The sequence below is a fragment of the Mycobacterium sp. genome (assembly GCF_049608025.1).
Taxonomy (GTDB): Bacteria; Actinomycetota; Actinomycetes; order Mycobacteriales; family Mycobacteriaceae; genus Mycobacterium.
The window spans coordinates 14572-32788 of the sequence record NZ_JBMYXC010000038.1 but is presented as its reverse complement, the minus strand read 5'-3'; the positions used below and the strand labels follow the sequence as shown (position 1 = coordinate 32788).

Annotated in this window: 4 protein-coding genes; all 4 read left to right on the top strand. The window is 68.2% G+C overall.

Annotated elements, in window-relative coordinates; translation table 11 throughout:
- The coding region (locus tag ACPGXI_RS12940) for a type I polyketide synthase (protein WP_526653471.1) at positions 1 to 2682 on the top strand (2682 nt) is incomplete at its 5' end.
- A gap of 6 nt (positions 2683 to 2688) precedes the next feature.
- On the top strand, positions 2689 to 8199 hold the full coding sequence (locus ACPGXI_RS12935; RefSeq protein WP_526653469.1) for an SDR family NAD(P)-dependent oxidoreductase: 5511 nt from the start codon (positions 2689 to 2691) through the stop codon (positions 8197 to 8199).
- Positions 8199 to 13667 carry a type I polyketide synthase gene (locus ACPGXI_RS12930; RefSeq protein ID WP_526653467.1) on the top strand — a complete coding sequence of 1823 codons (5469 nt, stop codon included), beginning with the start codon at positions 8199 to 8201 and terminating at the stop codon, positions 13665 to 13667. Before ACPGXI_RS12935 ends, ACPGXI_RS12930 begins: the two co-directional genes overlap by 1 nt.
- The gene (locus tag ACPGXI_RS12925; protein WP_526653465.1) at positions 13664 to 18202 is read left to right on the top strand and encodes a beta-ketoacyl synthase N-terminal-like domain-containing protein; all 4539 of its coding nucleotides are present in this window, start codon (positions 13664 to 13666) and stop codon (positions 18200 to 18202) included. Before ACPGXI_RS12930 ends, ACPGXI_RS12925 begins: the two co-directional genes overlap by 4 nt.
- Positions 18203 to 18217 lie beyond the last annotated feature (15 nt).

Here is an 18217-nt window from a genome sequence, read left to right as displayed (position 1 = left end):
GCCGTCGTCGCCGGCGCCCTGAGCCTGTCCGACGGCCTGCACGTCATCGCCCAACGCTCCACCATCATGTCCCGCCTCGCCGGCCAAGGCGCCGTCGCGCTGATCAATCTCGATGCCAACGCAACGGGCGCGCTGATCGCCGACTATCCCAGCGTGGAAATCGCCGGCTACCTGTCCCCGCGCCAAACCGCAGTCGCAGGCCTACCCGACCAGATCGACGCCATCATCACAGCCCTCACCACACAGAACACCTTCGCCCGCCGGGTCAACATGGAGGTCGCCTCCCACACCGCCCTCATGGACCCGGTACTCGCCGATATCCATGCGGCACTGACCGGGCCGGATGGCATCAGTCCCCGCATACCCACCCTGCCGTTCATTTCGACGGTCACCGATACCGACACCGACGGGGACTCGGGGCCGATTTTGGATGCCGACTACTGGGTGGCCAACGTGCGCCGGCCGGTCCGGTTCAGCCAGGCCATCACCGCCACGGCCAAAGACCACGGCCTTTTCGTCGAGATCAGTCCGCACTCGACCCTTGGCCCGTCGATCACCGACAACCTGACCACGCCGGCCGGGGACTCAGGTCATCTGACAATCGGCACCTTGGCGCGCGATGCCGACGACACCGTGACGTTTCATGCCAATCTGAACGCCACCTACACATCCCGGCCGCCGCCGACCGAACACCGGGCCGAGCCGCACACCGCACTGCCCATCACGCCGTGGCACCACACCCGTCACTGGGTCGACCTCCCGCCGCGGCGCACGAGCCAAGGCGGAGGCGCCCGCGCACTGCCGTCGGACAGTGCGGTCCCCCCGGCATGGTTCTGTGCGCTCACCTGGCCGGTCAAGGACCTGCCGGCACCGAGCGAGGCCCGATCTAGCGAGGTGAAGCACAGCAGCTGGCTGGTGATCGCCGACACCGCCCTGGGAGCGGAGATAGCACTCCTGCTCGGCGACTCGGACGGTTCCACGGTGACGACACTGTCGTCGGCGACCGACGAGGCTGCGCTGGCGCAAGCCCTCTCCACCGCCACCCACGTGTTGTACGCCCCGCCGGCTGACGACCATGGCGACCAGCGCGGAAACCTCGGCTATGACCTTTTCGAGGCAGGCCGCATCGTCGCCTCGGCGGCCGCCAGGCGCGCACAACCTCCGAGACTGTTCCTGCTAACCCGCAACGCGCAGCCGATCGGCGAGGGCGAGCGCGCCGACCCCGCGCACGCCGTGCTGTGGGGCCTGGGCCGCACGCTGGCACTTGAGCACCCTGAGCTCTGGGGTGCGGTCCTCGACATCGACGAGTCGGTCCCCGCCGTGGTGGCGGCACGGTGGGTGCTGGCCGAGGCCGGCGCCGGTGACGGAGAGGATCAAGTCGTGTACCGGGCGGGCACCCGCCGGGTGGCGCGGCTGGTGCATTCGCTGCCGCCGGCGACGACGCCCGAGTCCGAAACCCTCGATCCCGACGGTGCTCACCTGGTCATCGGCGCGACCGGGAACCTCGGTCCGCAGATCATCGAGCAGCTTTCAGCGATGGGCGCGCGTACCGTCGTGGCCGTGTCCCGCAACCCCGGTACGCGGCTCGACGCGGTCAGCGCCCGGCTCGCGCCCACCGGGACGAAAGTCGTGGGCGTAGCGGCCGACGCATCCGATGAGGTATCCCTGAGCGCCGTGTTCGACCGGTTCGGCGTCGATCTGCCCCCGTTAGCGGGTATCTACCTCGCAGCTATGAGCGGCGGGCCGGTGACGCTGGCCGAGATGACCCACGACGACGTCGTCGCGATGTTCCGCCCGAAGATGGATGCGGCAGCGCTGCTGCACAAGCTTTCCCTCAGACACCCGGTGCAGCAGTTCGTGCTGTTCTCCTCGATCTCCGGGTTGCTCGGCTCTCGATGGCTGGCGCACTACGCCGCGACCACCACGTTCCTGGACACGTTCGCCTACGCCCGTCGGGCCGCGGGCCTGCCCGCCTGCGCTATCAATTGGGGGCTGTGGAAGTCGCTGGCCGATGTCCAGGGGGAACTCGAGCGAAAGGCCACCCTGGAGTCGGGTCTGGAACCGATGGATGACGCCATCGCGATCACCGCGCTGCGGTCCTTCGTCGGACCCCAGGCTCCGGCCCGGGCCACCGTGGTCGCCGCCGACTGGCCACGGCTGGCGACCGCGTACCGGACCCGTGCACAGCTGCATATTCTCGACGAGCTGCTCACCGCTGAGTTCGGCGACGAGCACGTTGTGCTCTCGGCGAACACGAAGTTCCGGAAGGAACTGCGCGCGTCCGAGCCTGATGAGCGCAAGGAGCTGCTGACCGACCATGTCAGCGCCCAGATCGCCGCCGCGATGGGCCTGGCCTCGGCACATATCCTGGATCCGACGGTGGGTTTCTTCCAGTTCGGGATGGATTCGCTGATGAGCGTCACCCTGCAGCGAGCGTTGAGTCAAAGCCTGGGCGAGGTACTACCGGCATCGGTGGTTTTCGACTATCCGACCGCCGAAGCACTCACCGATTATCTGGCGTCGATCCTTCCTGAGATAATCGACCCTGCCGGTGCCGAACCTAAGGACTCCGGCGACTCGGCCGGCACAGACAACGCTGGCGGTGACAACGTCACAGAGGACGCCTACGACGACCTGGCCGAGGACGAACTACTTGCCAGACTGTCGGAAAGATTGAGTTAGAGCGACATGACCCAGACATCGCCTGCATCGCCGGATCGCCGGGCGATCATCACCGAGGCACTGCGCAAGATCGACGACTTGACCGCCCGCCTGGAGACCGCGGAGAACGCCGACAAAGAGCCGATCGCCGTAGTCGGCATCGGTTGCCGCCTGCCCGGTGGAGTCAGTAGCGCCGACGAGTTCTGGACCTTGCTCGTCGACGGCGCCGACGGTGTTATTCGGGTGCCCGCCGATCGGTGGGATGCCGACGAGTTCTACTCGCCGGACCACAGTGTGCCCGGCACGATCTGCAACCGGGAGGGCGGCTTTCTGACGTCCTGGCAGCCCGCCGAATTCGACGCGGAGTTCTTCACCATCGCCCCGCGCGAGGCGGCCGCCATGGACCCCCAACAACGGTTGCTGCTCGAGGTGGCCTGGGAGGCGCTGGAGAACGCCGGGATCAACCCGCGGAGCCTGCGTGGATCGGCGACCGGCGTATTCGTCGGCATGACGACCAGCGACTACTACCACTCGGTGGTGGGCAAGCTCAACCCCGAAGACATAGACCCCTACATTCCGTTCGGCAACGCACCGAACTTCGCGGCCGGCCGGCTGTCCTACTTCCTCGGCATCCGGGGTCCAGCGGTGGTCAGCGATACTGCGTGTTCGTCCTCGCTGGTCTCGATCCACCTGGCCTGTCAGAGCCTGCGGCGCCGGGAGAGCGACCACGCGCTGGCCGCGGGGGTAAACCTGATCCTGACACCGGAGAACAACATCGCCTGTTCGCGCTGGGGAATGCTGGCGCCCGACGGGCTGTGCAAGACATTCGACGCCGACGCCAACGGTTACATCCGCAGCGAAGGATGCGGCGTGGTGGTGCTCAAGCGTCTCACCGATGCCCTGCGCGACGGAGACCGGGTGCTGGCCGTGGTCCGCGGCTCCGCGGTCAACCAGGACGGCGCGAGCAGCGGGCAGACGGTGCCTAACGGGCCGGCCCAGCAGGAGCTGATGCGTACGGCCTTGCAGACCTCACGGCTGGCGCCCGCCGACATCGATTACATCGAGGCACACGGCACCGGCACCTCACTCGGCGACCCGATCGAGCTCGACGCGCTCAGTGCCGTCTACGGGGACCGCCGAGACTCCGCGCCTCTGGTGCTGGGATCGGTAAAGACCAACCTGGGCCACCTGGAGTCAGCCTCCGGTGTTGCCGGATTCATCAAGACCGTGCTGAGCGTGCACCACGGCTTCATTCCTAAGCAGCTGCACTTCAAGAAGCTGACGCCGCAGGCGGGTGAAGGTGCGTCCCGGTTCCACATCGCCGCGCAGCCGCTGGACTGGCCGCCGGTGGACCGGCCTCGTCGCGCCGCGGTGTCGTCGTTCGGTGTCAGCGGAACCAACGCTCATCTGGTGGTCGAGCAGGCCCCTGGCAACGTCACCGCGGCAGAAGATGCATCGGCGCAACCCGATCCGCCGGTGAGCACGCTGGTGGTCACCGGGAAGACCGGGCCCCGGATCGCTTCGCTGGCCGGCAGCCTGGCCGACTGGCTCGACAGCCCCGAAAGCGCTGCCGTCAGCGTCGCCGATGTCGCGGACACTCTGAGCCGCCGGCGCGCCCAGCATCCCAAGTTCGCCACGGTCGCCGCCTGCGACCGCGCGCAGGCGGTTGCCGGGCTGCGTGCGCTGGCCGGGAACTACCCGGCCCCCGGCGTCGTCGCCGCGCACGAAGGAACGTGCGGGTCCGGCTCGAATCAAGGTGCGGTGTTCCTCTACTCCGGGCAGGGCTCACAGTGGGCCGGGATGGGACGCCGCCTGCTGGCCGATGAGCCGGCCTTCGCTGCCGCCGTCGACGAGCTGGAACCGGACTTCGTTGCCCAGGTCGGCTTCTCTCTGCGCGAAGTGCTCACCTCCGGTGAAGCCGTCGTCGGGATCGATCGCATCCAGCCGGTACTCGTCGGCGTGCAGCTCGCGCTGACGGCGCTGTGGCGCTCCTACGGCGTGAAACCCCACGCTGTGATCGGCCATTCGATGGGCGAGGTAACCGCGGCGGTGGTCGGCGGTGCGTTGAGCCCGGCCGACGGCCTCAAGGTGATCGCGACCCGGTCGCGGCTGATGAAGCGGCTCTCCGGGCAGGGCGCGATGGCGCTGCTCGAACTTGACGCCGCCGCGGCCGAGGACCTGATCGGAGGCTATCCAGGTCTTACCGTCGCGGTGTACGCATCGCCACACCAGACCGTGATCGCCGGGCCACCCGATCAGGTCGACGCCGCGATTGCCGTGGTGGATGCCCAGGACCGGCTGGCCCGCCGAGTCGACGTCGACGTCGCATCCCATCACCCGATCATCGACCCGATCTTGAGCGACCTGCGGACGGAGCTGGCCGATCTGCAACCTCGGCAGCCCAGCATCCCGATCATCGTCACCACCGACAAGAGACCTGACGACGGCTCCTGCGTGTTCGACGCCGAACACTGGGTGGCCAACCTGCGCAACCCGGTGCGCTTCGCCAGGGCGGTCGCCACGGCCGGCGCCGAAAGCTCATTGTTCGTGGAGGTGAGCCCCCATCCGTTGCTCGGTTACGCGATTAAGGACACGCTGGCCGAGACCCACCACCACAGCATCGCCACGCTGCAGCGCGATGCCAACGACACATTGACATTCCGCACCAACCTGAACGCCACCCACACGGTGCGGCCGCCCAAAGTGCCCCCGCGATCCGGCCCGCGGGTCCAGATCCCTGCCACCCCGTGGCATCACACACAGCACTGGTACCAACCGCTCCCGAAGCCCGAACTGTTGCAGCAGAACAATTCCAGTGCAGTGGCTGACGCCGCGACCCGGTCCGACGGCGGCTACCACGAGTGGTTCCACCGGCTGAGCTGGCCGGTGCGCGAACTGGGCCCAGCCGATGCACACAGCTCGTGGCTGGTCTTCGCCGATGAGTCCGGCCCCGACCTGGCGCAGCTGCTGGGGCCGAACTCGCGGGCGCTGGGGCTGTCGACGCTCAACAACGATGGGGCGGCCGAATCCATCGCCGGCGCGCTGCGCGGCATAGATCACGTGGTCTACGCGCCGCCCGCACCGACAGGGCGCCTCGACGCCGCGGCGAGCTACCACGTTTTCGGTGAGTTGCGCCGCCTGGTCCTCGCACTGGCTCAGGGGACTGCGGCGCCGAAGCTCTTTGTCGTCACCCGTAACGCTCAGCCGGTCGCTGACGGCGACCGGGCCAATCCCACCCACGCCGTGCTGTGGGGACAGGCACGCACACTGGCCCTCGAGCACCCCGAGTTCTGGGGCGGCGTCATCGACGTCGACGACACCGTTCCAGCCGAACTGCTCTCCCGGTACCTGCGCGCCGAGGCGGCGGTAACAGATGCCGACCGAGACGATCAAGCCGTGTACCGCGGCGGCGTGCGCCGGGTACCGCGGCTGAAGTCCCAGCCACTGCCGGCCGTCCCGCTGACCAGGCTGGAGAGCGGCACCAGCCACCTGGTGATCGGCGCGACCGGCAACGTCGGACCGTACCTGATCCGCCAACTCGCCGACATGGGCGCCTCGATCGTCGTCGCGGCTTCCCGACGCGGCACCGGGTTGGCCGACCTCGCCGCCGAACTCGCTGCGGAGGGAACCACGCTGGTCGAGATCGCCGCCGACGCCGCCGACGAGGACTCGATGGCGAAGGTGTTCGAACGCTTCGGCGCCGACCTGCCTCCGCTGGAGGGCATTTACCTCGCCTCCCTGGCCGGCGGCGAGGCGCTTCTCGCAGACATGACCGACGAGGACCTGAACCCGATGTTCCGGTCGAAGATCGACGCCGCGGCGGTGCTGCACAAGCTGTCATTGACCACGCCGGTACGCCATTTTGTGCTGTTCTCGTCCATCACCGGTCTGCTCGGCTCGCGTGGAGTCGCGCACTACACGGCGGCCAACGCGTTCTCCGATGCGTTCGCCTACGCGCGCCGAGCGCTCGGTCTGCCGGCGACGGTCGTGGACTGGGGCTTGTGGAAGTCTTGGTCGGATGCGCAGCCGCAGATGAAGGCGGCCGGCCTGGACCCCATGCCCAACGACGTCGCGATCCGGATGCTGCCGGCCGTGCTGAGCCCTGATGCCGGGGTCCAACAGATCGTGGCCGGAGCCGACTGGGGCCGGCTGGCGGATGCGTACCGCATGCGTGCCGCGGTGAAGGTGCTCGACGGTCTCGTTGCCGCACCCGATGCCGCAGGTGCGGCCGCCGACGATGAACTCGACTCGCTGGCGGCACCCGCCTGGGGAACGGTGCTGGGCCAGTTGGTGAACAGCGCTGCCCACCAACAGCTCTGGCGCGCCCGCCTAGCGCCGGACGCGCGGCCGTACCCGGTCGCCCACCGGGTCCGCGGTGTCGACGTTGTTCCTGTTTCGGTGCTGCTGCAGACACTTTCGACAGCGGCCGCGCAGGTTAACGGCGCGACCATAGGTGCTGTCGGTCTTGAGTACCCGATCGTGGCCGACCAGCCGAAGGCCATCCACGTGGTCGCCGACAAGCACGGCGAGGTCACCACGCTGACGGTGTTGTCGTCTTCAGGCCCCGGCACCCCGGAGCAACGCTGGACCAGGCACGCCAGCGCCCAGCTGGTCGAGCCACCCGCTGCTGGGCCGCAGGGTAATCAGAGCCCCGGTGCCGAGAAGTTCGACGATGCGTCAATCGAGGCACTGCAGCAGGCTTGGGGAGTGCAGGGGCAGCCATTCTCCTGGACCGTCACCGACTGCACTGCCACCCCCGCCGGGGTGCGCGCCGATGTGGAGCTGCCCGGCCCACCCGGGGCCACCGACGCCGCGGCTGTGCCGTTCATCGACGCTGCGGTGTACGTCGCCCGGCTCGCCGATGCGGCCAACGAGCAGCTATTGCTGCCCGCGGCCGTGGAGAGCGTCGGCGTGGCAACCGAACTGACGGCCACCCGCGCCGTCGTCGAGGTGTATCGACGGGACGGGACGACCGACGGGCTCGTGGTGGACGTGCTGGTCAAAGCGGCCGACGGCACCGCGTACGTGGACATCCGCGGACTCGCCTATGCCCCGATGGAGTCCGCGCCCGCACCGACGACCGACGAAACAGCACCGGCCACAGCGGAGTTCGTCGACTGGTCGTCGATGACACGCCAGGAGTCGGTGGATGAGCTGCGGGCGCGACTGCGCGCTATCCTGGCTCGCGAGTTGGGGATGCCAGACGGTGCAGTCGATTTCGACATGCCGTTCCCCGAACTGGGGCTCGATTCGATGATGGCGATGAACTTGTTGCGCGACGCCAAGAAGTTGGTCGACCTCGACTTATCGGCAACGATGTTGTGGAACCATCCGTCGATCTCGCAGATGTCGGAGTTCGTGGCCGACCTGCTGGCGCCGGCGCGCCAGAACGGCTCAGCTGACCCCCATGCCGAATCCCGGGGCGCACCCGACGAGGCCCAGGAAAGCTCCGACTCCTTCAGCGTGCTCGATGAGCTGTTCGACAGTATTGAATCTCAAGCCGATCCGGCGACTGCCGGTAGTGAGGGCGCAATCTGATGAAGACAACCTTCGACAGGATCGCGGCGATGACCGCCGAGCAGCGCGACAAGCTGGGCGAACAGTTCGAGAAGGCATCCCGACTCGCCGGTGCGGAGCCGATCGCCGTGGTGGGCATCGGCTGCCGTCTGCCCGGGGGAGTGAGCGGCCCGGAAAGCTACTGGCAGTTGTTGGACAACGGCACCGATGCCGTCATTGAGGTTCCCGCGGACCGGTGGGACGGCGATGCGTTCTACGACCCGGACCCCATGGCGCCCGGCCGGATGCCTACCAAGTGGGGCGCATACCTCGACGACATCACCGGTTTCGATGCTGAATTCTTCGGAATCACGCCGCGCGAAGCCGCCGCGATGGACCCCCAGCAGCGGGTGCTCCTGGAGGTGGCTTGGGAAGCGCTGGAGAACGCTGGTCTGGCACCAGACCAACTGGGCGAGAGCCGAACCGCGGTGATGATGGGCGTCTACTACACCGAGTACCAGAATTCCTCGGCGGGCAATCCCGACACCATCGACGCCTATTCGGCGACGGGCAACGCGCACAGCGTGACCGTCGGCCGGATCTCCTACCTGCTGGGGCTCAAGGGCCCGGCGGTGGCCGTGGACACCGCCTGCTCATCGTCGCTGGTCTCGATCCACCTGGCCTGCCAGAGCCTGCGAATGCGAGAGAGCGACCTCGCGCTGGCCGGCGGCGTCAGCCTCAACCTGCGCCCGGAAACCCAACTGGCACTTGCTAAGTGGGGCATGCTATCGCCGCACGGCAAGTGCCACGCATTCGACTCGCGGGCCGACGGATTCGTGCGTGGCGAGGGCGCGGGCGTCGTTGTGCTCAAGCGTCTCACCGATGCGATCCGCGACGGTGATCGGGTGCTCGGCGTGGTACGCGGTTCCGCTGTGAACCAGGACGGCCGCTCCAACGGCCTGACCGCGCCCAACGCGCCGTCGCAGCGAGACGTGATCAACCGCGCGTTGCGGTCGGCCGATGTAGCGGCAAGCTCGGTGCACTTCATCGAAACCCACGGCACCGGAACCGGTCTGGGCGACCCCATCGAGTTCGACGCGCTGGCAGCGGTATACGGCCGCGGCGAGCTACCGTGTGCGCTGGGTGCGGTCAAGACCAATATGGGCCACCTCGAGGCCGCCGCCGGGATCGCCGGCTTCATCAAGACCGTCCTGACACTTCAGCACGGCAGGATTCCGCCCAACCTCAACTTCGAGAAGTGGAATCCATCGATCGATCCGTCGCCGACGCGACTGTTCGTCCCTACCGACACTGCGCGCTGGCCCGAGAGCGAACATCCGCGCCGCGGGGCGGTGTCGTCGTTCGGCATGGGCGGCACCAACGCGCACATCGTGCTGGAGCAGGGCCCCGAATACCCCTCGGCGCCCGATACCCCGACGCCGGCGACGATCCTGGTGTCGGGCAAGACGTCGGCACGGCTAGCCGCCTCGGCGAAGGCGCTGGCCGACTGGCTCGAGGGCGACGGCGCCTCGGTGCCCCTCGCCGATGTCGAACACACCGTCAATCACCATCGCAGCCGCTACAGCACCATCGCCACGGTGTGCGCCCGCGACCATGCCGAAGCCGTCAGCGGTCTGCGCGCGCTGGCAGCGGGCCAGCCCGCGCCCGGCGTCGTCGCCGCCCATGATGCGAAAATCGGCCCGGGAACGGTGTTTCTGTACTCCGGGCAGGGCGCGCAGTGGGCTGGTATGGGCAGGACGCTGCTGGTCTCCGAGCCCGCCTTCGCCGCCGCGGTCGACGAACTGGAACCCGCGTTCGTGGACAAGACCGGGTTCTCGCTGCGCCAGGTGTTGGAGGCTGGTGAGCCGGTCGTCGGCATCGACCGCATCCAGCCGGTGCTGGTCGGGATGCAGTTGGCGCTCACCGCGCTATGGCGCGCCTACGGCGTGGAACCAGACGCGGTGATCGGTCACTCGATGGGTGAGGTAACCGCCGCGGTGGTGGCCGGTGCGCTGACCCCGGCCGAGGGCCTGGACGTCATTGCCACCCGAACGCGGCTGATGAAGCGGCTGTCGGGTCAGGGTGCGATGGCACTGCTGGAGTTGGATGCAACGGCGGCCGAGCGGCTCATCGCCGACCGTCAGAACGTCACGGTCGCGGTGTATGCCTCCCCGCGACAGTCAGTGATCGCGGGCCCGCCCGACGAGGTTGACGAGCTGGTAGCGATGGTGGACGCGCAGGGTAAGCTGGCGCGGCGCATCGAGGTGGATGTGGCATCGCACCACCCGACGATCGACCCGATTCTGCCCGAGCTGCGCGAAGCTCTGTCCTACCTGGCTCCGGTCTCGCCGAAAATCCCGTTGGTGTCCACCGTGGCATACGTCGGGTCGGCGCCGCTGTTCAGCGCGGACTACTGGGCGGCCAACCTGCGCAACCCGGTGCGTTTCAACCAGGCGGTCCACGATGCCAGCGCCGAGCACAGCACCTTCATCGAGATCAGTCCGCATCCGCTGTTGACCCACGCCATCGACGACACCCTGAGCACCGAGAAGACCAGCCGAAAGTTCCACGTCGGCGCGACGGTGAACCGAGACAACCCCGAGACGCTGGCCTTCCACACGCAGCTCGCCGCGGTGCGGCCCCCGGCGGCCGTCGCGTCCGATGTCGGCTCGGGGAACGCGCGAGCCAACCTCGCCGACGTTCCACCGACCACCTGGCAGCACACGCCTTACTGGATGGCCGACCGGTCCGCGGGACGTGAGTTCTCCGGTGCCCACCCGCTGCTCGGCCTGCACGTCGAACTGCCTTCGGGCAGCGGCCACGTCTGGCAGTCGGAGGTAGGTCTGGAGGCCCACCCGTGGCTGGCCGACCACATCGTGCACGGCCTGCCGGTCATGCCCGGTGCCGGTTTCGCCGAGATCGCACTGGCCGCGGGTTGCCAGGCCCTCGGCTTGCCGGCAAACGAGGTCGAGGTCGAGGTCGAGGTCGAGCAGATGCTGCCACTCGACCCGCACACCACGTTGACCACCCAGCTGGTCGGCGACGAGAGCACCGGCGATCAACGAGTCGAGATCCACTCCCGCTCCGATGTGGGCAGCTGGACCCGCCACGCCACCGGCAAGGTTCGCGCCGCCGACGCACCCTCACCCGCAAGGCTCAACCCGGCGTCGGCCTCCGGGGATGACGGCACACCGGTTTCACCGGCAGACTTCTACACCGCGCTGCGCCGCACGGGCGCCCATCACGGCCACGCCTTCGCCGCGCTGACCCGCATCGTGCGCTCCAGCGGGGTGGCCGATACCGAGATCGTGTTACCGGATGAGGCGACCCCGCATCGCGGCATCGTGCTGCATCCGGTCATGCTCGACGCCGCACTGCAGGGCCTGGCCGCCGCTATGAGCGATTCGGCCCTCGCGGACACCACCGACGTCACGTTCCTGCCGGTCGGCTTCGGCTCGGTCCGGGTGTTCGGCGAGATTGGGCGGCGGGCAAAGTGTCGGGCCGAGTTGGTCAGCGTCACCGAGGACAGCGGCGACGCGATGGGCCGGATCACGCTGACCGACGACACCGGCACGGTGCTCGCCCAGATCAGCGACGTCCACCTGAAGCGGATCCAGCGCCGTACGGTGCCACTGCCGTTGTCGCAGAAGATCTTCGATACGGTGTGGGCGGAGTCGCCGACCCCGTCGGTTGCCTCGTCTTCGGAACCGATGGGAACCTGGCTGGCACTGACCGACACGGCCACGTCGTTGGCCACCGCAGAGGAATTCGCCGGCAGGTTCGGGGCGCCGAGCCGCCGGGTGATCACTGCCGACCTCGCTGACGAAGCGGCCGTGCGGGAGGCGTTCGCCACCGCAACGGCAGATCCGGACCTGCCACCGGCCGGGGTCGTGGTCTTCGTCGACCATCCCGCCTTCGACGGGACTGATACCACCGCCGGGCTGGTGCACGCGCAGAACGTAATCTGGGGCGTGGCGGGAGCGGTGCGTGCGATCGCCGGCAGCTGGCACGGTAAGGCACCGCGACTATGGCTGGTCAGCCGCGGCGGTCTGGTCGTGAGCGACACCCCGGAGGCACCGAGCGGGCCGGGCAACCCGGGGACCGCAAGCCTCAAGGGCCTGGTGCGGGTGCTGGCCTACGAGCATCCGGATCTGCGAACCACGCTGCTCGATGTCGGCACCGAGACCGACAGCGGCGCCGCAGCCGATCTATTGGCCACCGAGATCGAGGCCTCAGGATCAAGTTCGGGCTCCGGCTCGGCAGTAGATGACGTCATCGCCTGGCGCGGCCCAACCCGCTTTGTCGAGCGGCTCTCCCGCGCCGAACTCCCCTCCGCCCGCGGCGATTTGGTGGTGCGTGGTGACGGCTCCTACATCGTCACGGGCGCTCTCGGTGGAGTCGGGATGGCGGTGGTGCGCTGGCTGGTCGACAACGGCGCCGGGCGCGTCGTACTCAATGGCCGCAGCGGCCCCACCGAGGAAGCCCAGGCTGCGATCGACGAGTTGTCCACTCATGCCGAGATCATCACGGCGCTGGGCGATGTCGCGCAACCCGGTGTTGCCGAGCGGCTCGTCGCCACAGCGGCCGAGACTGGCAAACCTCTGCGCGGTCTGATTCACTCCGCGGCGGTACTGGAAGACGAGATCTTCGTCGGCCTGACCCGCGAGAGCATGGAAAAGATCTGGGCGCCGAAGGTAACGGGAGCGCTGCGCCTACACGAGGTGACCGTCGGTCTGGATCTCGACTGGTGGGTCGGGTTCTCCTCGATCGTGTCGCTGCTGGGTTCGCCCGGCCAGGCGGCCTACGCCTGCGCGAACGCGTGGCTGGACGGATTGGTCGCATGGCGCACTGCGGCGGGCCTGCCTGCGACCGCGATCAACTGGGGCCAGTGGGCCGATGTCGGTCTGGCCAGCTCGCTGCGCTTTTCGGTGCTGGATCCGATCACCCCAGCCGAAGGTGTCGATGCACTGGGCGGTGTGCTGGCCGCGGGATTCTCCCGGGTCGGCATCGCCCGGCTGCGGCTGGATCGCGCGGCCGCGGCGTTCCCGGAGATTCATCAGATCGGATTCTTCACCGATCTGGTTGCCGAGCTAGAGGCCGACGACGTCGACGAGGACTGGGGCGGTCCCGAGGCGCTGAAGGAGATGGACGCCGCCGAGATCAACCGCGTCGTCATCGCGCGGCTGCGCCGCCGGATCTCGGCGATCATGGGCTACTCCAACGACGCTGCGGTGGACACCACCCAGCCGTTGACCGAGCTGGGGCTGGACTCGCTGATGGCAGTCCGGATGCGCAACACTATCCGTGGCGACTTCGGCGTCGAACCGCCGGTGGCATTGTTGCTACAGGGCGCCTCGCTGGGGGACGTCGCGCTCGATCTCATCCGTCAGCTCGGCCTTGCCGAGGAAGACACCGCCGAGCGCCCCAACGCTCTGCGTGACCGGGCGCAGCAGCGGGCCGCGGCCCGTCAACGTGCCGCATCGCGGCGGAAAGTGGGGCCACGATCGTGACAGGCAGCACAGCGGAATCCTCATCGGGGGACGTCCCCGGAAACGCCATTGCCGTCATCGGCATGGCCGCACGGTTCCCGGGCGCGAACTCAGTCTCGGCGTTCTGGCGCAACCTGCGCAACGGAGTGGAATCGGTCGTCGACCTGTCCGAGCAAGATCTGCTCGCCGCCGGTGTCACCGAGCGCGCACTGGCCAACCGGTCCTACGTCCGCCGCGCTGCCCTGATGGCGGGCATCGAGGAGTTCGACGCCGACTTCTTCGGCTTCACCCCCTACGCGGCCCGGATGCTCGACCCGCAGCACCGGCTGTTCCTGCAAACGACCTTCCACGCACTGGAGGAAGCCGGTTACGACCCAGTCGGCCTGGACGCCACCGTCGGCGTCTTCGGAACAAGTTCAGCCAGTGGTTATCTGCTACACAACCTGATGTCGAACTACGACCCGATGATGGTCATCGGGCAGGGCGCCAGCTTCGAGATGGTGAACCTGTCGCTGCAGAACGACAAGGACCACCTGGCCACCCGGGTGGCCCACCAGTTCGATTTCCGCGGTCCGGCCCTCGCAGTGGCCACGGCGTGCTCGTCGTCGCTGGTCGCGGTGCATCTGGCGTGCCAGTCCATCCTCAACGGCGAGTGCGACATCGCGCTGGCCGGCGGCTCGTCGCTGCGCGTACCCCATCGCGTCGGGTATTGGTACGAGCAGGGCTCGATGGTCTCACCGACCGGACACTGCCGGCCGTTCGACGTCCGTTCCGACGGCACGATTTTTGGCAGCGGCGTCGGCGTCGTCGTCCTCAAGGCACTCCAGGACGCGATCGATGACGGGGACCGCATTCACGCGGTGATCCGAGGTTCGGCGCTGAACAACGACGGCTCCACGAAGATGACCTACGCGGCGCCCAACGCGATGGGCCAGGCCGAAGTCATCGCCGAAGCGCACGCGGTGGCCGAGGTCGACGCATCCACGATCGGATACGTCGAGAGCCACGGCACGGGTACACCATTGGGCGATCCGATCGAGATCGAGGGATTGCGGCAGGCATTCGACCTCGCCGAGGAAACCCGAAGCACCCCTTGCTATGTCGGGTCCGTCAAATCGAACATCGGCCACCTCGAGACCGCGGCGGGCATCGCGGGGCTGATCAAGGCTATTCTGTGCCTCGAGCACAAGGCGATCCCGGCCACATTGCACTACACCAGCCCCAACCCGGAGCTGCACATCGACCGCGGGCCTTTCCGGGTGCGCAGCACCGACGGACCGTGGGAGTCCGACGGAATCCGGCGGGCCGGCGTCAGTTCGTTCGGCGTGGGCGGCACCAACGCCCATATCGTGCTCGAGGAGGCTCCCGCCCGGTCCGACCGCGTGCAGTCATCCCCCTCACCACGGCCGCAGGTGCTGGTGCTGTCGGCGAAAACCCAAGAGTCACTTGACCAGGGACGCGCGGCGCTGGCCGACGAGCTCGCGGCGACTTCGGAAGCTGACGGTTTCCGCCTTCCCGACGCGGCATACACGCTCACTCGGCGCCGCAAGGATCCGATTCGGCTCGCCGCGGTAGTGCACGATCGGCAGGACGCGGCCGCAGTGCTCAGGGCTGGCGAGACCGACAACGTCTTCGAAGGCGTCGGGCTCTACGACGGGGTCGGCTCAGAAAACTCCAGTGACAGAGTGGCTTTCCTGTTCCCCGGCCAAGGATCCCAACACATCGGGATGGCCCGCGGCCTGCACGACAACGAGCCCGAGTTCGCCCGGCACTTCGACGAGTGCGCAGCCGCATTCAGCGACGAGATGGGCTACGACCTGCGCGCGGAGATCTTCGACGGGCTCGGGCGCAATCTCGAGCACACCGACCGCGCCCAGCCCGCCCTGTTCACTGTCGAGTACGCACTGGCCAAACTGATCCAGTCCTACGGCGTGACCCCCTCGATCATGGCCGGGCACAGCATCGGTGAATACCCGGCAGCCACCCTGGCCGGGGTGTTCGACCTCGACACCGCGGTGAAGGTGGTGTCGATGCGCGCCCGACTGATGCATGCCGCCCCGCGCGGCGTCATGGTGGCCGTGTCGCTCGGCCCGGAGGAGATCGCCGAACACCTCACCGCCGACGTCGACCTCGCCACGATCAACGACCCCGGCAGCAGCGTAGTGGCGGGCAGCGAAGAGGCCATCCGTACATTCCAGGCCGAGCTCGCCGCCAAGGGCGTGAAAGGCGCAGTGGCCCGGCGGGTACGCACCTCGCACGCGTTCCACTCGAGGCTGATGGATCCCGTGGTCGCGGAGTTCACCGCGTTCCTGTCCCAGTTGACGTTGCGTGAACCGCAGATTCCGCTGCTGTCCAACATCACCGGCACCACGATGTCGGCGGCCGAGGCGACGAACCCGGGGACCTGGGCGCGCCAGATCCGGGCGACCGTGCGCTTCGCCGATGAAATCGGGATGCTGCTGGAGAATCCGAACCGAGTCCTGGTGGAAGTGGGGCCCGGCGGCACTCTGACGTCTTCGGCGGGGCGCCACCCGCGGTGGGCAGAGCGGCACCGCGCCGTGCGGTTGATGCGCCACCAGGCGCAGAACCGCAGTGACCATGACACGTTCCTGCTGGCGCTCGGCCAGCTGTGGGCCGCTGATGTGGACGTCGATTGGAATCCGGCCGCGACGCCGCACCTGGTGACGCTTCCGGGCTACCCGTTCCAGAAGCAGCGCCACTGGGTCGAGCACAACGCCAGTGCCACCTGGCTGGCCGGTGGTGGCGGGGCCGGTGGTGCACTGGCGGCGGCAAGCACCGCCGCCGGGACGGCTTCAGCACCTGGGGCATCTGCGACCGCCGGCGGCAAGTCGCAGTTGGAGACCGCGCTGCTGCGGATCTGGACCCAGTGTCTGGGCTTATCCGACATCGACCGCAACGCCAACTTCTTCGAACTCGGCGGAGACTCACTCATCGCAATCAGCGTCGCGATGACCGCCGGCCACGAAGGGCTCGACCTCACCCCCCAAGATCTCTACGAGAACCAGACAGTGGCTGCGCTCGCCACAGTGCTGGCGGCGCGCTACGCCGAGGGCGGGCTGGCCCGGCAGTCGCTCGACGACGCCACCAATCCGCCGCTGCCACCCAACGTGGCCTACTTCCTCGAACACGGTCTGCGTGACGCCGGCCGCTGGCGGACTCCGGTGATTCTGCACCTGCGCTCCGATGTTGGCGAGGAGGACGTTCGCGCGGTGCTCACCGCGGTCACCAGTGTTCACGACGCGCTGCGGACCCACATCGTGGAGCACGCCGGCAGCTGGGACCAGCACATCGCCGAGGCGGGGGAGTTCACCGAACTGGTGACCAGGTCGCTACCCGAACGACCGCTACCGGACGGAACGCTGCCGGAAGGATCAGGGCCGGCCGGTACCGCAAGTGCTGAGGCTGGTAGCCCGCAGGAACGCGAGGCGGTGCAGGCCATCCTGGACGAGCAAATCCGTGAACACCTGCTGTTGGGTTCGCCGCTGAGCGCGACCTTCGTCCGGGGCAGCGCCGGCGGTCGGTCCTACCTGGCACTCGGTGTGCATGGGGTCGCCTGCGACATCGCCGGGGATTCGGTCTCCCGCGATGTGCTGCTCACCGACATCTTCACCGCTTTCAACCAGAGGATGTCGGGGGAGGAGATCGTGCTGGCCCCGGTCCCGACGTCGTGGCGCGAGTGGTCGCAGCGATGCGCGGGCTTGGCCAGCCATCCCGCGGTCCTCGACAGCCGCGACTACTGGCTCGAGACCGCCGGGAAGTCGACCTTGAGCGTGGCCGGTGCCGAGGCGTCGCAGCCACCCGAAGCCGATGACCTGGTTCGGCTCTCCACGACGCTGTCGACCGCCGACGCCGGCGAGGTCGATGACGCACGACGCCGACTGCGGTTGCCGGTGGAGGAAATCCTGCTGGCCGCGCTGGGACGCGCCGTCGCGGCCACCGTCGGTGCCGGCTCCGTTGCCGTCGACGTGGGTGGCCGGGGCCGCTCGGTGCTCAAGCCCGACGTCGACCTGCAGCGCACCGCAGGCTGGTTCACCGCCTTCCATCCTGTCGCGCTCACCTGCGCGTCGGCCCAACAGACCAGTGCAGGCCAGTTGCTGGCCGACGTGCGGGACACCTTGAAGGCCGTTCCGCACTACGGGATCGGATACGGCCTCCTTCGGTATCTCTACGCCCCGACCGCCCGCGCCCTCGGCACCACCCGTCCGGCCGACATTCTGTTCTCCCACGTCGGAACGATTCCGGATCTGCCCGCCGATCAGCCCCAGGACGCACCGGTGCGGTTTGACTCCGACACCGCGATGCCGATCCGCGACGCCCTGCCCGGCCTCGGCCATGCCCTGGAACTGCGGGTGTACCGGACCGCGGGGGTGCTGCATCTGGACTGGTGGTACGACAGTCGCCGGCTCGGTTCCACCGATGTGGAATCCTTTGCCCGGCAATACTCGCTCGCATTGCTGGAAATTACGCGGGATGCGCTGGCCGAGGAGGATGCCGATTCTGCGGACGACGAGTTGGCTCTGGTTGATTTGTCGTGATGGCTACCAGCGTGA

Coding starts and splice junctions, on each gene's coding strand:
- ACPGXI_RS12930 (WP_526653467.1), top strand. CDS start 8,199: ATGAAGACAACCTTCGACAGGATCGCGGCGATGACCGCCGAGCAGCGC.
- ACPGXI_RS12935 (WP_526653469.1), top strand. CDS start 2,689: ATGACCCAGACATCGCCTGCATCGCCGGATCGCCGGGCGATCATCACC.